The organism is Roseivirga ehrenbergii (assembly GCF_001593005.1).
GTDB lineage: Bacteria > Bacteroidota > Bacteroidia > Cytophagales > Cyclobacteriaceae > Roseivirga > Roseivirga ehrenbergii.
This window is the reverse complement of the sequence record NZ_LQZQ01000002.1, coordinates 281,713-299,958: the sequence shown is the minus strand read 5'-3', so window position 1 is coordinate 299,958 and position 18,246 is coordinate 281,713. Positions and strand designations below refer to the sequence as shown.

At 40.2% G+C, this 18,246-nt stretch carries 15 protein-coding genes; 6 read left to right on the top strand and 9 right to left on the bottom strand.

Annotated features, from left to right (window positions below):
• The first annotated feature begins 3 nt into the window (after nucleotides 1–3).
• Nucleotides 4–534 (top strand): inosine/xanthosine triphosphatase, encoded by a 531-nt coding sequence (gene yjjX, locus MB14_RS03230; protein ID WP_062588643.1) that lies wholly within the window; start codon nucleotides 4–6, stop codon nucleotides 532–534.
• Nucleotides 535–608: 74 nt separating this feature from the next.
• On the opposite strand, the gene MB14_RS03225 is transcribed toward yjjX, so the two are convergent.
• The gene (locus MB14_RS03225) at nucleotides 609–2,132 is read right to left on the bottom strand and encodes a M20/M25/M40 family metallo-hydrolase (RefSeq protein WP_062588641.1); all 1,524 of its coding nucleotides are present in this window, start codon (nucleotides 2,130–2,132) and stop codon (nucleotides 609–611) included.
• A gap of 92 nt (nucleotides 2,133–2,224) precedes the next feature.
• The gene (locus MB14_RS03220; RefSeq protein ID WP_132644056.1) at nucleotides 2,225–3,271 is read right to left on the bottom strand and encodes a hypothetical protein; all 1,047 of its coding nucleotides are present in this window, start codon (nucleotides 3,269–3,271) and stop codon (nucleotides 2,225–2,227) included.
• A 90-nt stretch (nucleotides 3,272–3,361) separates the two neighbouring features.
• On the opposite strand from MB14_RS03220, the gene MB14_RS03215 reads away from it, so the two are divergent.
• The 3 genes from MB14_RS03215 to MB14_RS03205 are packed head-to-tail and all read left to right on the top strand — an operon-like array spanning nucleotide 3,362 to nucleotide 6,443.
• The gene (locus MB14_RS03215) at nucleotides 3,362–4,261 is read left to right on the top strand and encodes a M28 family peptidase (protein WP_084375956.1); all 900 of its coding nucleotides are present in this window, start codon (nucleotides 3,362–3,364) and stop codon (nucleotides 4,259–4,261) included.
• 4 nt (nucleotides 4,262–4,265) lie between these two features.
• On the top strand, nucleotides 4,266–5,738 hold the full coding sequence (locus MB14_RS03210) for a DUF5687 family protein (protein ID WP_062588637.1): 1,473 nt from the start codon (nucleotides 4,266–4,268) through the stop codon (nucleotides 5,736–5,738).
• 9 nt (nucleotides 5,739–5,747) lie between these two features.
• A complete protein-coding gene (locus MB14_RS03205) occupies nucleotides 5,748–6,443 on the top strand; it encodes an ABC transporter ATP-binding protein (RefSeq protein WP_062588635.1) in 696 nt (231 codons plus the stop codon).
• Nucleotides 6,444–6,508: 65 nt separating this feature from the next.
• Here MB14_RS03205 and MB14_RS03200 read toward each other — a convergent pair whose 3' ends face one another.
• From MB14_RS03200 to MB14_RS03190, 3 genes are read right to left on the bottom strand one after another with little or no spacing between them, the layout of a single operon-like run.
• The gene (locus MB14_RS03200) at nucleotides 6,509–8,221 is read right to left on the bottom strand and encodes a tetratricopeptide repeat protein (RefSeq protein WP_062588633.1); all 1,713 of its coding nucleotides are present in this window, start codon (nucleotides 8,219–8,221) and stop codon (nucleotides 6,509–6,511) included.
• Complete coding sequence (locus tag MB14_RS03195; RefSeq protein ID WP_062588631.1) at nucleotides 8,218–8,952, bottom strand: DJ-1/PfpI family protein; 735 nt, start codon at nucleotides 8,950–8,952, stop codon at nucleotides 8,218–8,220. Before MB14_RS03195 ends, MB14_RS03200 begins: the two co-directional genes overlap by 4 nt.
• A 35-nt stretch (nucleotides 8,953–8,987) precedes the next feature.
• The gene (locus MB14_RS03190; protein ID WP_062588629.1) at nucleotides 8,988–9,404 is read right to left on the bottom strand and encodes a VOC family protein; all 417 of its coding nucleotides are present in this window, start codon (nucleotides 9,402–9,404) and stop codon (nucleotides 8,988–8,990) included.
• A 137-nt stretch (nucleotides 9,405–9,541) separates the two neighbouring features.
• On the opposite strand from MB14_RS03190, the gene MB14_RS03185 reads away from it, so the two are divergent.
• Nucleotides 9,542–11,071 (top strand): sensor histidine kinase, encoded by a 1,530-nt coding sequence (locus MB14_RS03185; protein WP_157716535.1) that lies wholly within the window; start codon nucleotides 9,542–9,544, stop codon nucleotides 11,069–11,071.
• Nucleotides 11,068–11,736, top strand: coding sequence for a LytR/AlgR family response regulator transcription factor (locus MB14_RS03180; protein ID WP_062588625.1), 669 nt, complete (start codon nucleotides 11,068–11,070; stop codon nucleotides 11,734–11,736). Before MB14_RS03185 ends, MB14_RS03180 begins: the two co-directional genes overlap by 4 nt.
• A gap of 41 nt (nucleotides 11,737–11,777) precedes the next feature.
• Here the strand turns inward: MB14_RS03180 and MB14_RS03175 are convergent, their stop codons facing one another.
• From MB14_RS03175 to MB14_RS03160, 4 genes are all read right to left on the bottom strand, one after another.
• The gene (locus MB14_RS03175; RefSeq protein WP_132644055.1) at nucleotides 11,778–12,143 is read right to left on the bottom strand and encodes a hypothetical protein; all 366 of its coding nucleotides are present in this window, start codon (nucleotides 12,141–12,143) and stop codon (nucleotides 11,778–11,780) included.
• Nucleotides 12,144–12,317: 174 nt separating this feature from the next.
• On the bottom strand, nucleotides 12,318–13,265 hold the full coding sequence (locus MB14_RS03170; protein ID WP_062588620.1) for a pyridoxal-phosphate dependent enzyme: 948 nt from the start codon (nucleotides 13,263–13,265) through the stop codon (nucleotides 12,318–12,320).
• Nucleotides 13,266–13,386: 121 nt separating this feature from the next.
• Nucleotides 13,387–16,200: a DNA polymerase I gene (polA, locus tag MB14_RS03165; protein WP_062588618.1), complete on the bottom strand. Its 2,814-nt coding sequence runs from the start codon at nucleotides 16,198–16,200 to the stop codon at nucleotides 13,387–13,389.
• Nucleotides 16,201–16,278: 78 nt separating this feature from the next.
• Entirely contained in the window at nucleotides 16,279–17,817 is a 1,539-nt protein-coding gene (locus MB14_RS03160; RefSeq protein ID WP_132644054.1) for a S41 family peptidase, read from the bottom strand.
• Nucleotides 17,818–18,246 lie beyond the last annotated feature (429 nt).

The window sequence follows — 18,246 nt, the reverse complement described above, 5'->3', positions numbered from 1 at the left end:
AAAATGATTAAGGTAGTTATAGCCTCTCAAAACCCGGTAAAAATTAAATGTACCGAAAGGGCTTTTCAGGAAGTATTCAAAAATGAATCATTTATTTTTTCAGGAATAAATGTTCCCTCCAATGTGGCAGACCAACCAATGAGTGATTTGGAGACGCTCGAAGGAGCAAGAAACAGAGCAAAGAATGCGCAGTCTGCTGAGCCCAAAGCAGACTATTGGGTTGGAATAGAAGGAGGAATTTCTGAAACAGAAGCAGGCGAAATGTTAGCTTTTGCATGGATAAGCATAATTTCTAATGACCAAAAGGGCGAATCTAGAACCGCCACCTTTACTCTTCCACCAAAAATTGTAGAACTAATACATCAAGGAATAGAATTGGGTCTGGCAGATGATATGGTGTTTAAGCGATCTAACTCTAAACAGTCTAATGGCGCGGTGGGTATTCTAACTCATGATTTGATAGACAGATCGGAATACTACAGGCCAGCCATTGTATTGGCGCTAATTCCTTTTATCAACCCAGAGCTTTATTGACGAAGCTATCAAAGAAAAAGGCCTTATCTTTTACAGACAAGGCCTTTCGCTATTTCTAAATCTAATACTACTTATTAAAACTCTTTCGGTTTTCTAGGCATTTTAGCATCCATGTTAGCAGTTTGCATTACTAAAGCGGCAATGATTACTGCGTTCTTTTTCAAATCCACTTCTTCTAAAGCTTCAAATACATCCATATTGGTATGGTGTGTTCTTGTGCTATAAGCAATTGGATCTTGAATAAATTGGAAGCCAGGTAAGCCAATACCGTCAAACGCAAGGTGATCGGTACCGCCTGTGTTGTTTACTGTAATTGTGCTTGCTCCTATATCGTGGAAAGGCTTGAACCATTCTTCGAAAAGACCTTTTGTAGCCTCGTTACCTTGTAAGTAAATTCCTCTAATGGCTCCTGTTCCGTTGTCCATGTTATAATAAGCAGAGAAGTTCTGGTGAGCAGCGTTAGGCTTTTTGTCTGTCATGAATGTGTTTTGAGCATAATTTCTTGACCCAAAAATACCTTGCTCTTCACCACTCCAAAGAGCAATTCTTACTGTTCTTCTTAGCTTTACGCCTGATTCTTTTAAGATTCTCATCGCTTCCATCATTACAGCTGATCCGGCAGCGTTATCTGTAGCGCCTGTTCCTGCAAACCAAGAATCGAGGTGAGCACCTAACATAACTACTTCATTTTTCAATTTAGCATCAGAACCTTGAATTTCTCCTAATACGTTATATCCTTTGGTATCATTCTTCAAGAAGCGAGTTTTAGTTTCTGCTTCAACCATTACTTTTTCGCCTTTCTGTAGCAAACGAACCATTCTGTTATAATGCTCAGGAGCCATTTCCATTTCTGGAAGAGCGCTGTCATCATTTCTCGATCCGTTTGAAGTAAAGAATGTTCCTTGTCCTCCACCTCGGCTAGTATTCAAAATCATTGCAACGCCTTCTTCTTTTAACATGGTATAGGCGGCTCTTCTTAGGTTAGAAGCTCTTCTGAACTCAGACATTCTGCTGGCACTGAAGTTACCACCACCTCCGCCACCTCTTACAGTAACTTTAGTAAGGCCTTCTAATTCTTCTTCGGTATATCTCCGTGCATCGGCTTCATAACCGTTTTCAGCATTGATTGTAGTAGGCATTAAAACTACTTTGCCTTTAAGGTTACCTTTGTATTTGGCTAGGTCTTCTTCAGTATTAACCTCAACATAAACCACTTCTGCTGTAATTTCTTTACCAGTACCAGGTGTCCATGCTTTTGGAATAGCAATCATGGCTTGATAATAAGGAACAGTCATGGCAAGGTAGTTTTTGTCTACTTCCCATCCTGGACCAAAATCGCCCCAAGCTTCAACTTTAACATTGGTTAAACCCCAATCTTTGTACATTTGAGAGGTCCAATCATAGGCTTTTTTCAAACCTTCAGAACCTGTAAGTCTTGGTCCAATTCTGTCAGTTAAGTTCCAAGCAATGTCCATTACCTGACTGTTGTTGAATCCTTCATCTTTGATTTTGTAGATAGATTCGTAATCTACTTGGGTGTTCTGAGCTAGTGCTTGCAGCCCTAAAAATAGAAACCCTAATACTGCTGATATCCTCATTTGTTTAAGTTTTAATTTATGAGGAAGGTAGCTAATCGTACTTTTAAAATCTTTCTAAAATATACCGATGGGCAATAATGTGTTCAATCGGGTTATTTACCCCTCATATTGTTGATTTGAGTAATAAATGAATTAAGGGCTTGATTCCAGTTTTCTTTGGCATCCCAACTACTTCCTAAAAAAGCAATATTGGTTCGGGTATCGCGTAAAAAGAATTTTACTAATACACCTGTTTTGTTTTCCTCACGTTTTTCGAAGGGTAAAAAGGTGTAGACATTTTGGGCGTTGGCTTCAATATAATGAAGTACATAATCTACTCTAGCGCGTCTTAAATCAGCATCGGTTTTGTTTTCAACATTTATAATTTGGAACAAAGTAGAATCACTGGCAGCTAAGGCTTCGAAGGAGTTTTTTCGGTTTAAAAGCTCCTTTTTAAATGCATTTGCCGATGTGATGGCTTCAATGCCCAAAGCCTGCGGATTGGGTTGTGCAAACGGGTCTGTTTCTATTTGGGGAATAGCAATTTTTTTGCCTTCAAACTCTTTAGGTAAGGTAATATAGGCTTGTTTAAAACCAGAAACAGTAGGCTCGAAAAATTCTGCTGAATTACTTAGAAGAAGGTTTTCTTTCGGAAATTCATCACTCTTTAACCTTGTAGTTAATTCACTGAAAACACTTTTTAAATCGTTCGTTCTTCTTAACCAAAATATAGCTCCTTTATCATAAAAGCTGTTTTTGCCATTGAATGGGCCCATGCCTAACAGAAAATCATTTTCTGGGTTCAGAACGGTAAGAAAAATAAGGTTCTTAAAATCTCTTCTTAAAATAAAGTCTGGAATTTGCTCTTCCATTCCGCTAACGGAGCTAAAACTGTTGATTTGGAAATACGCTGCGGCATCAATACCCACCTCGGCAAAAAAGGCTTGCAACTCATCCGCTAATTTCAACCTTTCCTCCACTGACATACCCTTTGGTACATCCATTAATACAATTGACTTAGTACTTAGAATATCTTGTGGAGGATCGTAAGCCTCATTCATGTGAAGTAAGGCAGACAACGTAGCATTCGTTCCCTGAGCGTTCAGTGGTGAGCTGCCGAGTAAAAGCAGTAAAAGAAAATTATATATTATGACCTTCAAAACTTACTATTCAATTCACTAAGTTTAACCTGAAAAGAACCGAAATATTGAATGTTCGATTCATTTTCGTTCGAACTTAACCAAATAAAAATGAAAAAGCATATCCTCCATCTTGCCCTTATTGTATTATTTGTTGGTGCGCCAATTAGCGCTTATTCACAAAACGATCTGGACACAGAAATCATGTTAGAAGATTTAAGAAAACTTTCACATGATGCTGCTGAGGGCAGAAAAACTGGAACCAAAGGCGCTGAAGCTGCCCGCCAGTTTATCATTAAACAAATGGATGCCGTTAATCCAAAAAGTTTGGTGAAGGGCTACCGCCACCCATTCTCTTTTGTGAGCCGAGGCGACACCATTAAGGGCGAAAATATTATAAGCTATATCCAAGGAGAGTCAGATTCTGCTTTTATCATTACTGCACATTACGATCACGTTGGGGTGAGAAATGGTGAAGTATTTAATGGCGCAGACGATAACGCTTCTGGAGTAGCGGCCATGCTCGCCATGATGGAATATTTTAAAAGTAATAAGCCAAGACACGCTTTGTATTTTGCGGCACTAGATGGTGAGGAAATGGGCCTTCAAGGAGCAAAAGCAATTTTTAATGATCCTGAGTTTCCTATCGAGAATGTAATTCTGAATGTTAATATGGACATGATCAGTATTAATGATAAAAACGAGCTTTATGTAGCAGGAACCCATTTCTACCCTAAGTTTAAATCTATTTTGGAAAAGGTAGAGGTGCCGCCATTGAAATTACTTTTTGGCCACGATTCTCCAGATTTAGGTAAAGACGATTGGACGATGCAGTCGGACCATGGGGTTTTTCACAAGAACAATATTCCCTTCCTTTATTTTGGTGTAGAAGACCACGAGCATTATCACAAAGCCACTGATGAATTTGAAAATGTAAATCAGGCATTTTATATAAAAGCCGCACACGCAGTTCTTTACTCTATTATAGAATTGGATAGAAATTTAAACTAAGCCTATGATTAGCCAGCTTATAACGCACATTTGGAAAAAGGAATTTCGCTCGCCTGTTTGGGCAAAGAGCCTTCTTACTAATGTTTTCTTAGGTTTTGCGGCCCTAATGATGTTGGCCTATGTGCTAATTGCTGGTGTGGCAATGGACAAACTTGTTAGGGAGTTCTTCCCTGATAATGACCCGCTGGTTTTTGTGAATGGCTTTATTCTCTACTATTTTCTGGTGGAGTTTATGCTCAGGTTCTTTATGCAGAATGTACCTGTTTTAGAAATTCAGCCTTATTTACACCTGCCAATTAGAAAAGGAAAGATCATTCACTTTATGTTTAGAAAGAGCCTTTTCAGTGCTTTCAATCTGTTGGCTGTTTTGCTGTTTCTTCCTTTTTCAATCATGCGAGTTGGAGCCGATTATGGGGCGGTAAGTGCTGCAGGCTGGTTGGCCTCAATTGTTGGCCTTTCAATTACCCTGCATTTTGTGGTCATTCTCTTTAAAAAGAAGATGAATGACATCCCAAATTTATTTATCGGCCTTCTGGTTTTTGTGGCAGCTCTGGCAGCGCTTGATTACTTTAATGTGGTTTCTTTCTCAGATTTATCTTCTGCCGCTTTTGGCTTTATTCTGGAACAGCCAGCCTTGGGTGCCATTCCCGTAGTATTGGCCTTTGTGTTTTACAGGCTCAACTACAATTTCTTGGTGAAGAATACTTACCCAGAGGAATTGGCCATTAAAAAGGAAGAAAAGGTAACAGGAGATTTCGGGTTCTTAAAACAATATGGAAGAATTGGTGAGCTGATTCAGCTTGAACTGAAATTGATTTTGCGCCACAAACGCCCAAGAAATACTTTGATCATGAGCGGGGTATTATTACTCTATGGACTGATTTTTTATACTAATGATGTCTACCAAGAGATGCAGTTCATCTTCATGTTTGCAGGCGTATTTATCACGGGTATTTTCTTTATCAATTATGGTCAGTTTTTGTTGAGTTGGGAGAGCGGCTATTTCGATTTTATTCTGACCAGAAGGGTTACTTCTAGGCAGTTTATAGAATCAAAATACTGGCTGTTTGTGGCTACATCTACCATTGCATTCGTAGTTTCATTGGCCTATGGCTATTTCGGATGGAAGATCGTTTTGATTAACCTGGTAGCTTACTTGTTCAACATTGGCTTGAACGTGTTCGCTGTAATGCGACTGGCCATGTTCAACCCAAAAAAGATAGATTTAAATAAAGGAGCCGCTTTTAATTATGAAGGCGTGGGCGCAGCGCAATTCCTCATTATGATTCCTATGATGATTTTGCCCTACATACTTTACGCTCCATTTTTAATACTCGGTTACGAAAATTTAGGGCTGGTTCTAACAGGTTTGGCGGGGCTCATTGGCCTCTTATTCCGTGATAAAACGCTGAATGCCCTCACCCAGTTTTTCATTAGCCGAAGACATAAATTTGCCGCAAGTTTTAGATCCCAATAAACCATTAAGATGATTGACGTAAAAACACTTTCGAAAAGTTATAAAGGAGTTGAGGTTGTCAATATTCCTGAAATGCACATTGCCAAAGGCGAAAGTTTTGGCTTGGTTGGAAATAATGGTGCGGGAAAAACCACCTTCTTCAGAATGATTTTGGACCTGATTAGACCCTCGACAGGCGAGGTGCTTTCTAAGGGCGAAAACGTTCAGAATAACGAAGATTGGAAATACTATACAGGCTCCTTTTTAGACGAATCTTTCCTTATAGACTATTTAACACCAGACGAATATTTCGAGTTTATCGCTTCTTTGCACAATTACTCAAAAGGCGATTTACAAGAGTTTTTAAATCAGTTCGATGATTTGTTCAACGATGAAATCAGAGGGAAGAAAAAGTACATCCGCGACCTTTCGAAGGGAAACCAAAAGAAAGTAGGCATTGTGGCGGCCTTAATGGGCAATCCTGAAATCATATTGTTGGACGAACCTTTTGCTAATCTTGACCCCACAACACAAATTCGTTTGAAGGTGATTTTGAAAAAGCTAAAGGAGGAAAAGGATATGACTTTGCTTATTTCTAGCCACGACTTGAACCACGTAACGGAAGTTTGTGAACGCATTGTTTTGCTTGAAAGGGGCAAAGTTCAGAAAGATATCCAAACGAGCGAAACTACTTTAAAGGATTTGGAGGATTACTTTACGGCTTAAAAACGCATTTTAAAATGCTTGATGAATACATCCTCGTTATAAACGAGGATGAGATTAGAGCCGCTTTAATCTTTTAACTGAAACTTGATTGTACTGTCTGAGGTGATCACTTTTAAGTGTTGGTCATCACCTGAGTCGACAGCCTTCTGTTCTCCAAAGAAGTAAACGGCTTGTCCCCAATGCACCATTTCTCCATTTGGGCCAGAGGAATAGGTAGATTCTTCATCCATATTCAGTTCAAACCAAAACGCGATAGCTTGAATGCAGCCTTTAGCAGTAATATTCACCTCCTTTTCATCTTCTTTAAATTCAGTATCTCCCATTTCTGGTAGTTGCTGAAAGTCATATTTTGCGATGAAGAAAGGCTCGCTCAGGGCTGTGTATTCTTCATTTTCTAATAGCACTCTGCCATATTCCTCTACTGGTCTAAACTGATCGAAAGCACTTAAATCGAAGCCAGAAATTTGTTTCACGGGGTTAACCAAGTACTTCTTTGGTATTTCGATCAACTGCCCAAATAGTGACATTCCTGCCGGGAGCATGATACCGCCCGTTTTCATAAGGTTCTTTTTTGCATGACGAAGGGAAGGAACAACCCCTTCACCCAAACCACCACAATCTAGAATTTCGGAAACAATCAGGTCGAATTTCTCGGTATAATCTACCTCTTTGTCAAGGTCAGTTGACTTTTTATTGATTACTTTGATTTTATCCTCATAGCCATTTGCCTTAATGATTTCCTTGGCCACTCCTGCCAGTTCGCTGTGCATTTCGCAGGCGATAACCTCTGAGGCGCCTGCGCGTGCGGCCATCATGGCCAACAGGCCCGAGCCAGTTCCAATGTCGAGCACACGTGCATTAGGCTTTTTCTTTAAGGCTTTTTCAATGGCGGCTTGGTAAGCATCATTTCTGGCTGTGTCTTCCAGCATGTCGAAATGCCAACCCGGAATTTTATACGACCGTAGTTTACGTAGGCTTTTTTGTGCTTCGGCATGGTCGGGTTCTTTCTCTAAAACACGGAGAAAGTACTTCTCGGCTTCGATAAATTTATAGCGCTCTTGCAAATAGCCACCCATGTTCATTAACCCTCGAACGTCATTGCTATCAAGCCCTAGTACTTCGTCTGTATTGTTATCTTCTGTTGTCGAAGCCTGAGGAACAACTGGCGTTTCTACCGCAGTATTTACTTCTGGAGCGATATATTCTCGGCCTTGTAATGCTACCAATTCCTTGAGTTTCTCTACAAGTTGTGGGGAATCCTGTTTGCTTAGAATACTTCTAATGGCCGCTTCGGCTTTCGCCAATTCATTCTGTTCTTTGTAAATATTTACAAGTTGAATTTCGGCTTGATAAATACTCGAGTCTATCTCAACGCACTTTTTAAAAGCAGTTTCGGCTTTGGCTAAATCCTTTTGTTCTAAATAAATGGTGCCCAAATTAAAATGAATATCTGGCCGATTAGGCAGACGCTTGATGGCGTTATTCATCAATTCAATCGCTTTATCGGCTCGGCCTCGTGCTTTTTCTACCGTTCCGATATTAATCAGCGCATCTTCATTATTGGGGTTGATTTTAAGAGCTTCCTGATAGGAACGGAAGGCATCTTTGTATTTCTTTTTGGCATAAAGCACCGTGCCTAAAAGGCTCAAAATCTGATCTGACTTTGGAAACTTGCTTTGCAGTTCACGTAAATCTTTTTCGGCAGCATTTAAATCGCCTGTTTGATAGTTTTGAATGGCCTTCATCAAACGCTGTTGAGCCATAATTGCTTCGTTCATTTTTCTGGGGTAATGGATTTAATTTCGCCTACATTCCAATCGATCACCAAGCCTCCTGCCACACCATCGGCTGCTTTTTTTCCGTATAAAAATTCTACTAAGTACAAGGCTGGATCGTAAGACTTGGCGCCACCCGATGAGGTGATGGCTTTGCCGTCATGCACAAAGCTTACGTTTTCATAAATATCTAAATCAGGAAAAGTCTGTCTGAATTGGCCAATGTCGCTGGGGAAGGTGGTAGACTTTACTTCATTTAAGAGGCCTGCTTTGGCCAGAATAAATGCACCATCGCATAAAGACATAATGTACATGGCGCTGCCTCCTTTTTCCTTCACAAAGTTGATCAGGCGTTCGTCTTCCAAGTCCGAACCCATGTTGTTTTCGGCACTGGGAACAACGAGAATGTCAATATTCGGTACGTCATCAAAATCGTAATCGGGTAAAATGCGAATGCCTTCAAAAGTCGTAATTACTTCTTTGGTGGGAGAGACAATAAAGGGCTTCATTCCTTTTTCTGTATGAAAAATGGTATGCTGAAAAATATCGAAAGGCGCCATTAGCTCTGAATTATATACTCCGTTGATGGCCAAAAAAGCTACGTTCAGTTCTTTGCTGGGTTTATTTTCTGGCTTGAAAACCTGTTTAGTTGTCTGTGCAACTTGTTTGTTTTCTTGTGGTGACTGACAGGCCACCATGAGCAGAATACAGAATACAGGAAGTAGCTTTTTCATTAATTTTCGTTTTTCAAATCCTTATTTATGCTCTACTATTTAGCAAAAATTTGGCTGGTGTCTTTAAAGGCTTTGAATTCTAAAGCATTTCCGCTGGGGTCGAGAAAGAACATAGTGGCTTGTTCGCCAACTTGGCCTTCGAAGCGAATGTAAGGTTCAATCACAAACTCGGTTCCGTGGGCTTTTAGCTTGTCGGCTAATGTGTGCCATTGGTTCCATTCTAAAATGGCTCCGAAATGGCGAACAGGTACATTTTTGCCATCTACAATATTGGCATGCGCTTGGGCCAGTTCTTCCGGCTTTACGTGTGCACTCAATTGATGACCGAAGAAATTAAAGTCGATCCACTTTTCTGTAGAGCGGCCAATTTCGCAACCTAGCAAGTCACCAAAGAATGATCGGGTAGATTCGATGTCCTTTACGGGAAAGGCCAAATGAAAAGGAGTGTTCATAGTATTAATATTTACAGCAAAATGCTTAATTATCTATTGGCTTGCAAGAATAGATTATATTCCGTCACATTGTTTTGGGCTTTGGTCACATTTATTTTTTGAAGATGATGTTGCCCAGTATCATTGAAGAAAAAAAGATGAAAAACACATATATAGTTAAGAGCATTGTCATTGGCCTGTTTCTTTTTGCCGTTATGGTGGGGGTTGTTATATTTTTTAATCAAGGCTCCTACATAGTTGACCAAGCTATTCAATCCGGGAAGAATTCAGAGGAAGCCAAGTCCATACTGATTAACTCAATTATTGCTAAAGGTATATCAGTGTTACTGCTGGTTGCCTTGTTTTGCTTTGGAAGCATTATATCGAAAAAATCAATAGAGAAATCTAGGATTCGATTCTTACCATTAATGTTCATGCTATTTGCTATTCTTTATGGTGGGATGTGTGCTTTGGTTCATGAGTTTTTAAACCCATTTTATGAGTTTAGTTTACTAAGAGGCGCTCTGAATGATTCTCAAACTTTTAAAGCATTACCTCCATTCATTTATTACTCAATCATTGGGTTAGGCACACTATTTTCTTCAATGACTTTTTCATTACTAACGATTCAAAACACTAAACCTATAGGTGCTAGCTTAAAGTCCTTTGGATCAAGATTTTGGGTAGTCAACTATTTTTTGAACTTTCTTATACTAATAGTAACCTACTTTGCGACTATTGGAATTCAGGTGTTTTCCTTAACCTTTATTTTTTTAATCCTTAACCTTTTAATTTCTGCTTTAGTAGCTACTTTTATTGGCTCTCTCGTTCTTTCCACTATTCTGGAGAGCGGTAAGTGGGCTTTTAACAATTTATCAGAAAGAGTAACTCTTGTTTTCGTTTCCATTTTTGGAGTTTTTTCTTTTGTGCTTATTTTAGGGGTCATCGCTTTTGGACTTGACTCCTCCTTTTTAACATCCTTAGATCAAGTACCCTCAATACTTGTTCGGCTTTTAGTTTTTGCCATTATATCTGGAACCGTAGCCATACTAGTTTGGAAATTCAATTTGGCAGGGGTAAGAACTCAATTACAAATAGCGAGCTCAGAGTCCGAACTCTCCCTGCTCAAATCTCAAATTAATCCGCACTTTCTGTTTAACTCTTTAAATACGGTGTATGGCTTGGCGCTGAAAGAGGAAAGCCCAAAAACGGCTCATGCGGTGCAGCAGCTGAGTGAGATGATGCGTTTTATGCTCCACGAAAACCACGCTGAGAAAATTCCTTTGCAGAAGGAAATTGACTACCTCCGTAATTACATCGAACTTCAAACTTTACGAATTTCACAGAAGGATCATTTTCAATTGGAAGTAGATGTGGCTGAGGGTTGCCAAGGAGAAATTACGCCTATGGTACTTATTCCTTTTGTTGAAAATGCTTTTAAGCATGGGGTCAGTTTTCAGAAACCCTCTTGGGTAAAAATAAAATTAACTTGTAATGCGGAAGAGGTGCATTTGAATGTGCAAAATAGCGTTCACAAACATGGGGAAGATCCTGAAAAAGGAAAATCGGGAATAGGACTGGAGAATGTGAGAAAGCGTTTGGGCATTCTTTATCCTGAAAAACACCTATTTCAAATTTATGAAACGGAAGACAGCTTTGAGGCCAACATTAAAATCACCTTGATATGATCAGAGCCATTGCCATAGATGACGAACCGATTGCGCTGGATATTATCGAGAGTCACGCCAATAAAATTCCGTTTTTGGAATTGAAAGCGAGCTTTACCAATGCCTATCAGGCCCTTGAATTCCTAAAAACCAACTCTGTTGACTTGCTGTTTTTGGATGTAAAAATGCCAGATATCTCTGGAATGGATTTTCTGAAAAGCCTTTCGAAAGCACCTTTGGTGATCTTTACCACTGCTTATCAGGAGTATGCGCTAGAGAGTTACGATTTTCAAACCGTAGATTACCTACTCAAGCCATTCGATTTCGGGAGGTTTTTAAAGGCGGTAAACAAGGCCAGCGAACGATTGGAACAAAAGAACGATCAGCACCTTTTTCTGAAAACAGGTTATGAATATATGCGACTTGAAATAGCGCAAATCAAATACGCCAAAGCCGAAGGCAACTATGTAAAGTTTGTGACGGAAAGCGAACAAGTCCTCAGCCGAATGACAATGCAACAAGCGGAGGATTTACTCTTGCCACAGGGCTTTTTAAAAACCCACCGCTCGTTTTTAGTCAATAAGACCTTTATCAATAAAATAGAAAAGCATCAGTTAAGTATCGGTAGCGAGATAATTCCCATTAGCTCCATTTACTATCAATTGTTGGTGGAGGCTATTTCTTGAATCAATTATTGGGAAAGTGGATAGTTATCTTTTTCAACAGCTTATTTGAACTTGGCTCTGATAAATTTTCTTTTAAACTCTCCAAAGGAATATTCATCCGGAATTTTCGTCTTTAATCCCATAAACATCAGCCGTCCACCTTCGAATTGCCAAACAAGATTATCTCCGTCAACCTCTTTAGGTAATGCAAGGTCAGAGTTGTAATGCCCTAAAAAGACGTCATTCCTAAAGAAAGTTGTGAGAAAGACACCTCGACAACTTTCTCCAAGGCCATATTCAATATTGTAAATACTTATGTTCAAGGTAGGAGTTGACCCAAGAGAAGAAATTTTCAAGTCACATATTTGATTGTTTTGTGCGATCAGTTGAATGGAGTCAGATTGTAGAGATGCCAGTATTTTTTTCAAATGGACTGAGTCACCATCGTACTGAAAGTGAGGTTTTGCTAATTTTAAGTCACTTTTTTGAGCATAAGCGGAATGAATCAATAGAAAAGCGAAGAGAATGAAAGACCCTATTCTTACCTTTTTGAATAAAGAGGTTATGAATCTAATGCTAGTATTGAAAATCAAAATAACCATCTAAAAAGGCAGCTTCCCTAAATCAACATTACCACCGCTAATTATGATGCCTACTTTTTGACCAGCAAATTGGGCTTTGTATTTTAATAGGGAAGCAAAAGGCACAGCGCCAGAAGGCTCCACCACAATTTTCATTCGCTCCCAAATCAGGCGCATGGCATCAACTATTTCCTGATCGTTTACTACCAGAATTTCTTTCACCAGTTTCTGAATAATGGCAAAATTCTTATCACCCACGGTCACCAAAAGGCCATCGGCAATAGTGTTCGTGGTTGTATTCGGCACAATTTCACCTTTCTGCATCGAAAGAAAAGTATCCATTGCACCTTTCGGCTCACCGGCAAAAACTCTGATTTTTGGTTTTAAATAGTGAGCCGCCAATGCGGTTCCAGCCAAGAGGCCACCCCCACCCACGGGCGTCATTAAAACTTCCAAATCAGGCTGGTCTTCCATAAACTCTATGGCCGCAGTGCCCTGCCCTTCGATGACTTTGTAATCGTTATAAGGAGAAACATAAGTAGCCCCAGTTGCTTCCATAATCAGATTGGCGGCTGCTTCGCGAGCGGCTTGAGTGGGTTCGCAAAAAGTAATTTCTGCGCCATAACCCGCTACGGCTTTTTTCTTTACCTCAGGTGCGGTGTTGGGCATTACGATGTAAGCAGGAATGCCGCAGGTTTTGGTTGCCATGGCCATGGCCTGTGCGTGGTTTCCCGAACTGTGCGTCACTACGCCCTTCGCCCTTTGTTCCTCAGAAAGCGAAAGCACAGCGTTTAAACCTCCGCGTGCTTTAAAGGCCCCAATCTTCTGTAAGTTTTCGCACTTGAAATACACCTCGCAACCCACAATGGTATTGATACTTTCCGAAGTAAGAATCGGTGTGCGATGAATGAACGGCTTGATGCGTTCGTGTGCTTCGCGAAGCTGTGCTAAACTGATTGGTAGTTCCATAGTGGTTTTAAATATGGTAAAAGCCCTCCAAAAGTTGATGCTTTGATATGCTCAGAATTTATTAAAAACAGCTGACCTCTGTATCTGAACTTTTGGAGGGTTGAGTAAAATAAACAAACTATCAATGCGCTTTCAGCCAGTTGTCGCCCACGCCTACTTCCACTTCCATAGGAACGGAAAGCTCAATGGCCGATTTCATTAAAGCGGGAATACGTTCTTTCATTATCTCAAGCTCGGGTTTGTACACATCGAAAACGAGTTCATCATGTACCTGCATAATCATTTTTGATTGAAGCTTTTCTTTCTTCATCCAATCGTGAATGCTGATCATGGCCACTTTAATCATATCGGCAGCGCTACCCTGAATGGGTGCGTTAATAGCGTTTCGCTCTGCATGGCCTCTGCCTACCATATTTTTAGAATGAATGTCGCGCAAGTACCTTCTTCGGCCTAAAATGGTTTCTACATAAGTAAACTCGCGCGCTTTGTTCACTTGGGCATCCATGTATTTTTTCACACCAGGAAACTCATTGAAATAAGCCGTAATGATTTGCTGGGCTTCGGTGCGGGAAATGCCAATGTTTTGTGCCAAACCAAAAGCTGAAATGCCATAGATTAAACCAAAGTTTACTTCTTTGGCTTTCCTTCGCATGTCGCGATCTACTTCTTCTAACGGAACGCCAAACACTTTTGAGGCTGTGGTAGCGTGAATATCTCGCCCATTTTTAAAGGCATCCATCATACTTTCATCTTCGGCAAAAGCGGCCACAATGCGCAATTCTATTTGCGAGTAATCCGCAGCCAAAAGAATGTGGTCTTCGGAACGAGGAATAAATGCTTTTCTAATTTCACGCCCTTTTTCAGTTCTGATTGGAATGTTTTGGAGGTTGGGGTTATTGGAACTCAAACGCCCCGTAGCCGCTACCGCCTGACGGTAATCGGTGTGCACCAAACCATCAATCGGACTGATCATTTTTGGAAGTGCATCTACATAAGTAGACTTTAATTTTTGATATTCCCTGAATTCTAAAATGATACGGGCAATGTCATGTTCTACCGCCAGTTTCGAAAGAATATCTTCGCCTGTAGCATACTGACCCGTTTTAGTTTTCTTCGGCTTTTCAATCAGTTTCATCTGATCGAAAAGTATTTCACCCAACTGTTTTGGCGATGCAATATTGAACTCGACACCCGCCAATTCGAAAATTTGAGTTTGGGCTTTTAAGCTTTCCTCTTCCAGTTCTTTCGACATAGCGGCTAAGGCATCTGTATCGATTTTTACGCCATTGTATTCAATGTCGGCCAATACGTTCACCAAAGGAATTTCTACCTCATCAAAAAGCTTGGTCACTTTGTTTTCTTCCATCATGGGAGCAAAAACCTGCTTTAGCTGAAAGGTGATGTCGGCATCTTCACCTGCGTATTCCGCTACTTTGTGAATGTCGACATCTTTCATGTTGCCTTGTTTTACTCCTTTTTTACCGATAAGTTCAGTAATCGAAACTGGCGTATAATTGAGGTAATTTTCAGCCAGCACATCCATATTATGGCGCGTGTCTGGATCGATCAAATAATGGGCAATCATGGTATCGAAGATTGGCCCTTTGACTTCAACACCATAGTTTTTCAATACCTGAATATCGTATTTCGCATTTTGAGCAATTTTCAGAATGGCTTCATTTTCGAAAACAGGTCTGAATTCCTCAATAATGGCTTGGGCTTCTTCGCGATCTTGCGGGGTGGGCACGTAATAAGCTTCGCCTTTTTTGTATGAAAAAGCCAGCCCAACCATATTGGCTTCAATCGGTTCTAAATTGTCAGTTTCCGTATCGAAGCAAAGCTCTTTCTGCACCATCAAGTACTTGATCAGTCGCTTTCTCTTTTGAGGCGTATCAATCAAGTGGTAATCGTGCTCGGTGTTGGCTAATGTACCTTTTTCCGAAGTAATAGGTTCATCTGGTCCGTTGGAAAGGGTTGGCGTAGCATCGCCAAAAAGTCCCATTTGTGAAGTATTGGCAGCCACTTTTGGCTTTGATGCCGTTGGAGTAGCAGCGGCTTCTCCCAAAATCCGTTTCAAAGTGGTGCGGAATTCTAGCTCTTCAAAAATCTCCGTCAGCTTTTCTTTATTTGGCCCTTTGTATTCCATCGTGGACGAATCAAAATCGATGGGCACTGTAGTGCAAATTCTGGCCAATTCTTTCGATTGCAAACCTTGGGCGCCAAACTCTTCTACACGCTCCTTCAGTTTTCCTTTTAGTTCATGCGAATGTGCAATGATGCCCTCTACAGTGCCATAATCCTTCAATAGTTTTGAAGCCGTTTTTGGACCCACACCTGGTATTCCAGGAATGTTATCTACAGCATCCCCCTGCAGCCCGAGCATATCTACTACTTGATCAATTCGTTCTACATCCCATTTGGCCAACACTTCTGGAATTCCCATAATATCTACCCCATTGCCCATAAATGCAGGCTTGTAGAGGTATACATGCTCTTCCACCAATTGACCATAATCTTTGTCTGGGGTCATCATAAAAACTTCAAATCCTTCGGCAGAAGCTTTTTTGGCAAAAGTGCCAATTACATCATCGGCTTCATAACCATCGAGTTCCAAAACAGGAATATTGAAAGCCCGAACGATGTCTTTTACCAAAGGAATAGCAATACGGATATCTTCGGGCTGGGCATCGCGGTTGGCTTTGTAAAGGGGATAATCTACATGCCTAAAAGTAGGAGCTGGGGTATCGAAAGCTACTGCAATATGCGAGGGCTTTTTCTTATCTATAATTTCGAAAAGGCTATTGGTGAAACCAAAAGCGGCACCTGTGTTTAATCCTTTTGAACTAATTCTTGGGTTTTTACTGAAGGCAAAGTGGGCACGATAAATCAGCGCCATGGCGTCCAATAGAAAGAGTGTTTTTTCGGGTTTACTCATTCAATAAAGGTAAGTAATCCGAGTACTTAGGGAAACAGAATTTTGATTAATTATGAGCTAAAAAGCTGGTGGAACAATTTACTGACCTAAAGAAGTGCTGGCCACCAAATTAGGTTTATGAGCAATTAGGTCGAGCGTGAAGTTGAAAACCGCATCTTGCTTATTGATTAAGTCTGCATAGGTTTTCTTAACCGTGAAATCAGGAAACACACCACGTCCTTTTTCGTTTTTGTCTCCTTTATTTTGGAAGGTTTCTGAAATTACGGGCACTTGAACCATTAGGGCTGAATTTGGCAAGCTGTAATTCAATAGCATATTGGCTGTTCTGCCTGCGTTTGCACCTCCCGTTTCTTCACCAACAAGAATCACATTGTCTAATTGGCCTAAAATTCTAGCGAAATCGGCAGCGGCAGAAAAGGTCTTTCCTGAGGTAAGTACATACACTTGGCCTTCGAATTTCATATCCTTTAAATCGAAGCCTAATTCGAATTCTTCGTGCCAATTTTGGGTGTCATTTACAAACTCTCCTTTGGCATTTGCGGAGAAGTGTTTTTCTAAATACTGCTCTGCATTTGCAACCACTTCTTCGGAACCTACAGCGCCATTGATGCCTCTTAACTGGTCTTCGTGCGTAATTTTTAGGCTTCTAGTAGAAGTTGAAGAGGGGTCTACCAAGTCAGTACCAGCGATCATTTTGTAAAGAAAATTCAAAAGTCTACGGTCGCCACCTTCATTATTTCTAAGGTCAAGCACCAAGTTATTGACGCCCGCACCTTTAGAGGCAGCAGAGTATTGATCATAAATTTTCTGGAAAAACCATTCCGGACTGGCTTGGAAAGTGTTTAGGGTAAGAACTAAGGTTTGAAGGGAGTCAATTGCATCCACATGTGTAAAGTGGATGTATCTTTCGTTTGTTTGGTAAACTGGGCGCATGTAGTTGTTCGCCATCATTTGATTACCAGGAATGCCTTGAATAGTGGTGGTGTTTGTTTTTCCATTTAAATTAGAATTAACATTAAATTCAGGCGAAGCACCGTATTTAAGGAAAAAATAGTAACCGAATTTCTGTTCTACTTCTCTGAATTTTTTGGTTTCTATAAACCCATCAGTTATGGTCAAGGCAGTAAGTTCTTTCAACAGTTGTTGCGAAGGAATTCCATTAATAGAAACTATTTTACTGCCTAGTGGCAAAGTTCCTCCTTCGAAATCGATATAAACTTCATTGTCGATTATCGAAACCGGATAAGGAAAGAAGTCGCTCTTTTCAGTAGCCGTTTTCAGAATCTGAGTGTCTATGGATACCGCAGTATGACCACATCTTAACTTCTGATTTAGCTCAATAACCAAATTAGAGAAGTGCTGATAGCTAATGATTTCTGGAAGGCTGTTAATGTTTGCATCTACAAGCTGCTTAAACTCTGCTCTTGAAATGTAAGCGTATGGATTTCCATGTTGCTCGTCAATTAGTTTGAAGTAAAAGGAAAGATCTTGTGCGGCTTGTTGCTTAGAAAGAGAGTGATCGAAACCGTTGTTGGCAAAGGCAGACAGACTCAAAACCATCATCATAATGATCGTGAATGTACTTTTTAAAACCTTTATTGCCGTATTTCTAATCATTCTATTCCTGTTTTGGTCATCAGGGTGAATGATTGGATTCAATTCGTAAACCTTGATGTTCAGCGAATTGAAGATCGGCTTAAGGCCTTGTGGCTCTGTTAGCGATTTACTAATTCCAATATTTCGGCATTACCTCTAGAGTATAGGTGTAACGCCTAGCACACCCTGTGTGGCAGGGTATAGAAATGAGTAAATACGAGTGATTGAAAAACGTATTTACGTTAGTTCGATTGATGTTTGGTTCAGTAATCTAGGAAATGCAATAAGCGGAGAATCACCGCTAGGTGTTTGCTGAAAGGAATACAAATATACAGAAAAATGCTTTTCATACAATTCATGGCGTTGTTTGAATACAATTTTATGGATTTCACAAACAGTTACAATGTACGGACACACATTATTATTTTGAGTAAATAGAAATACGAAATA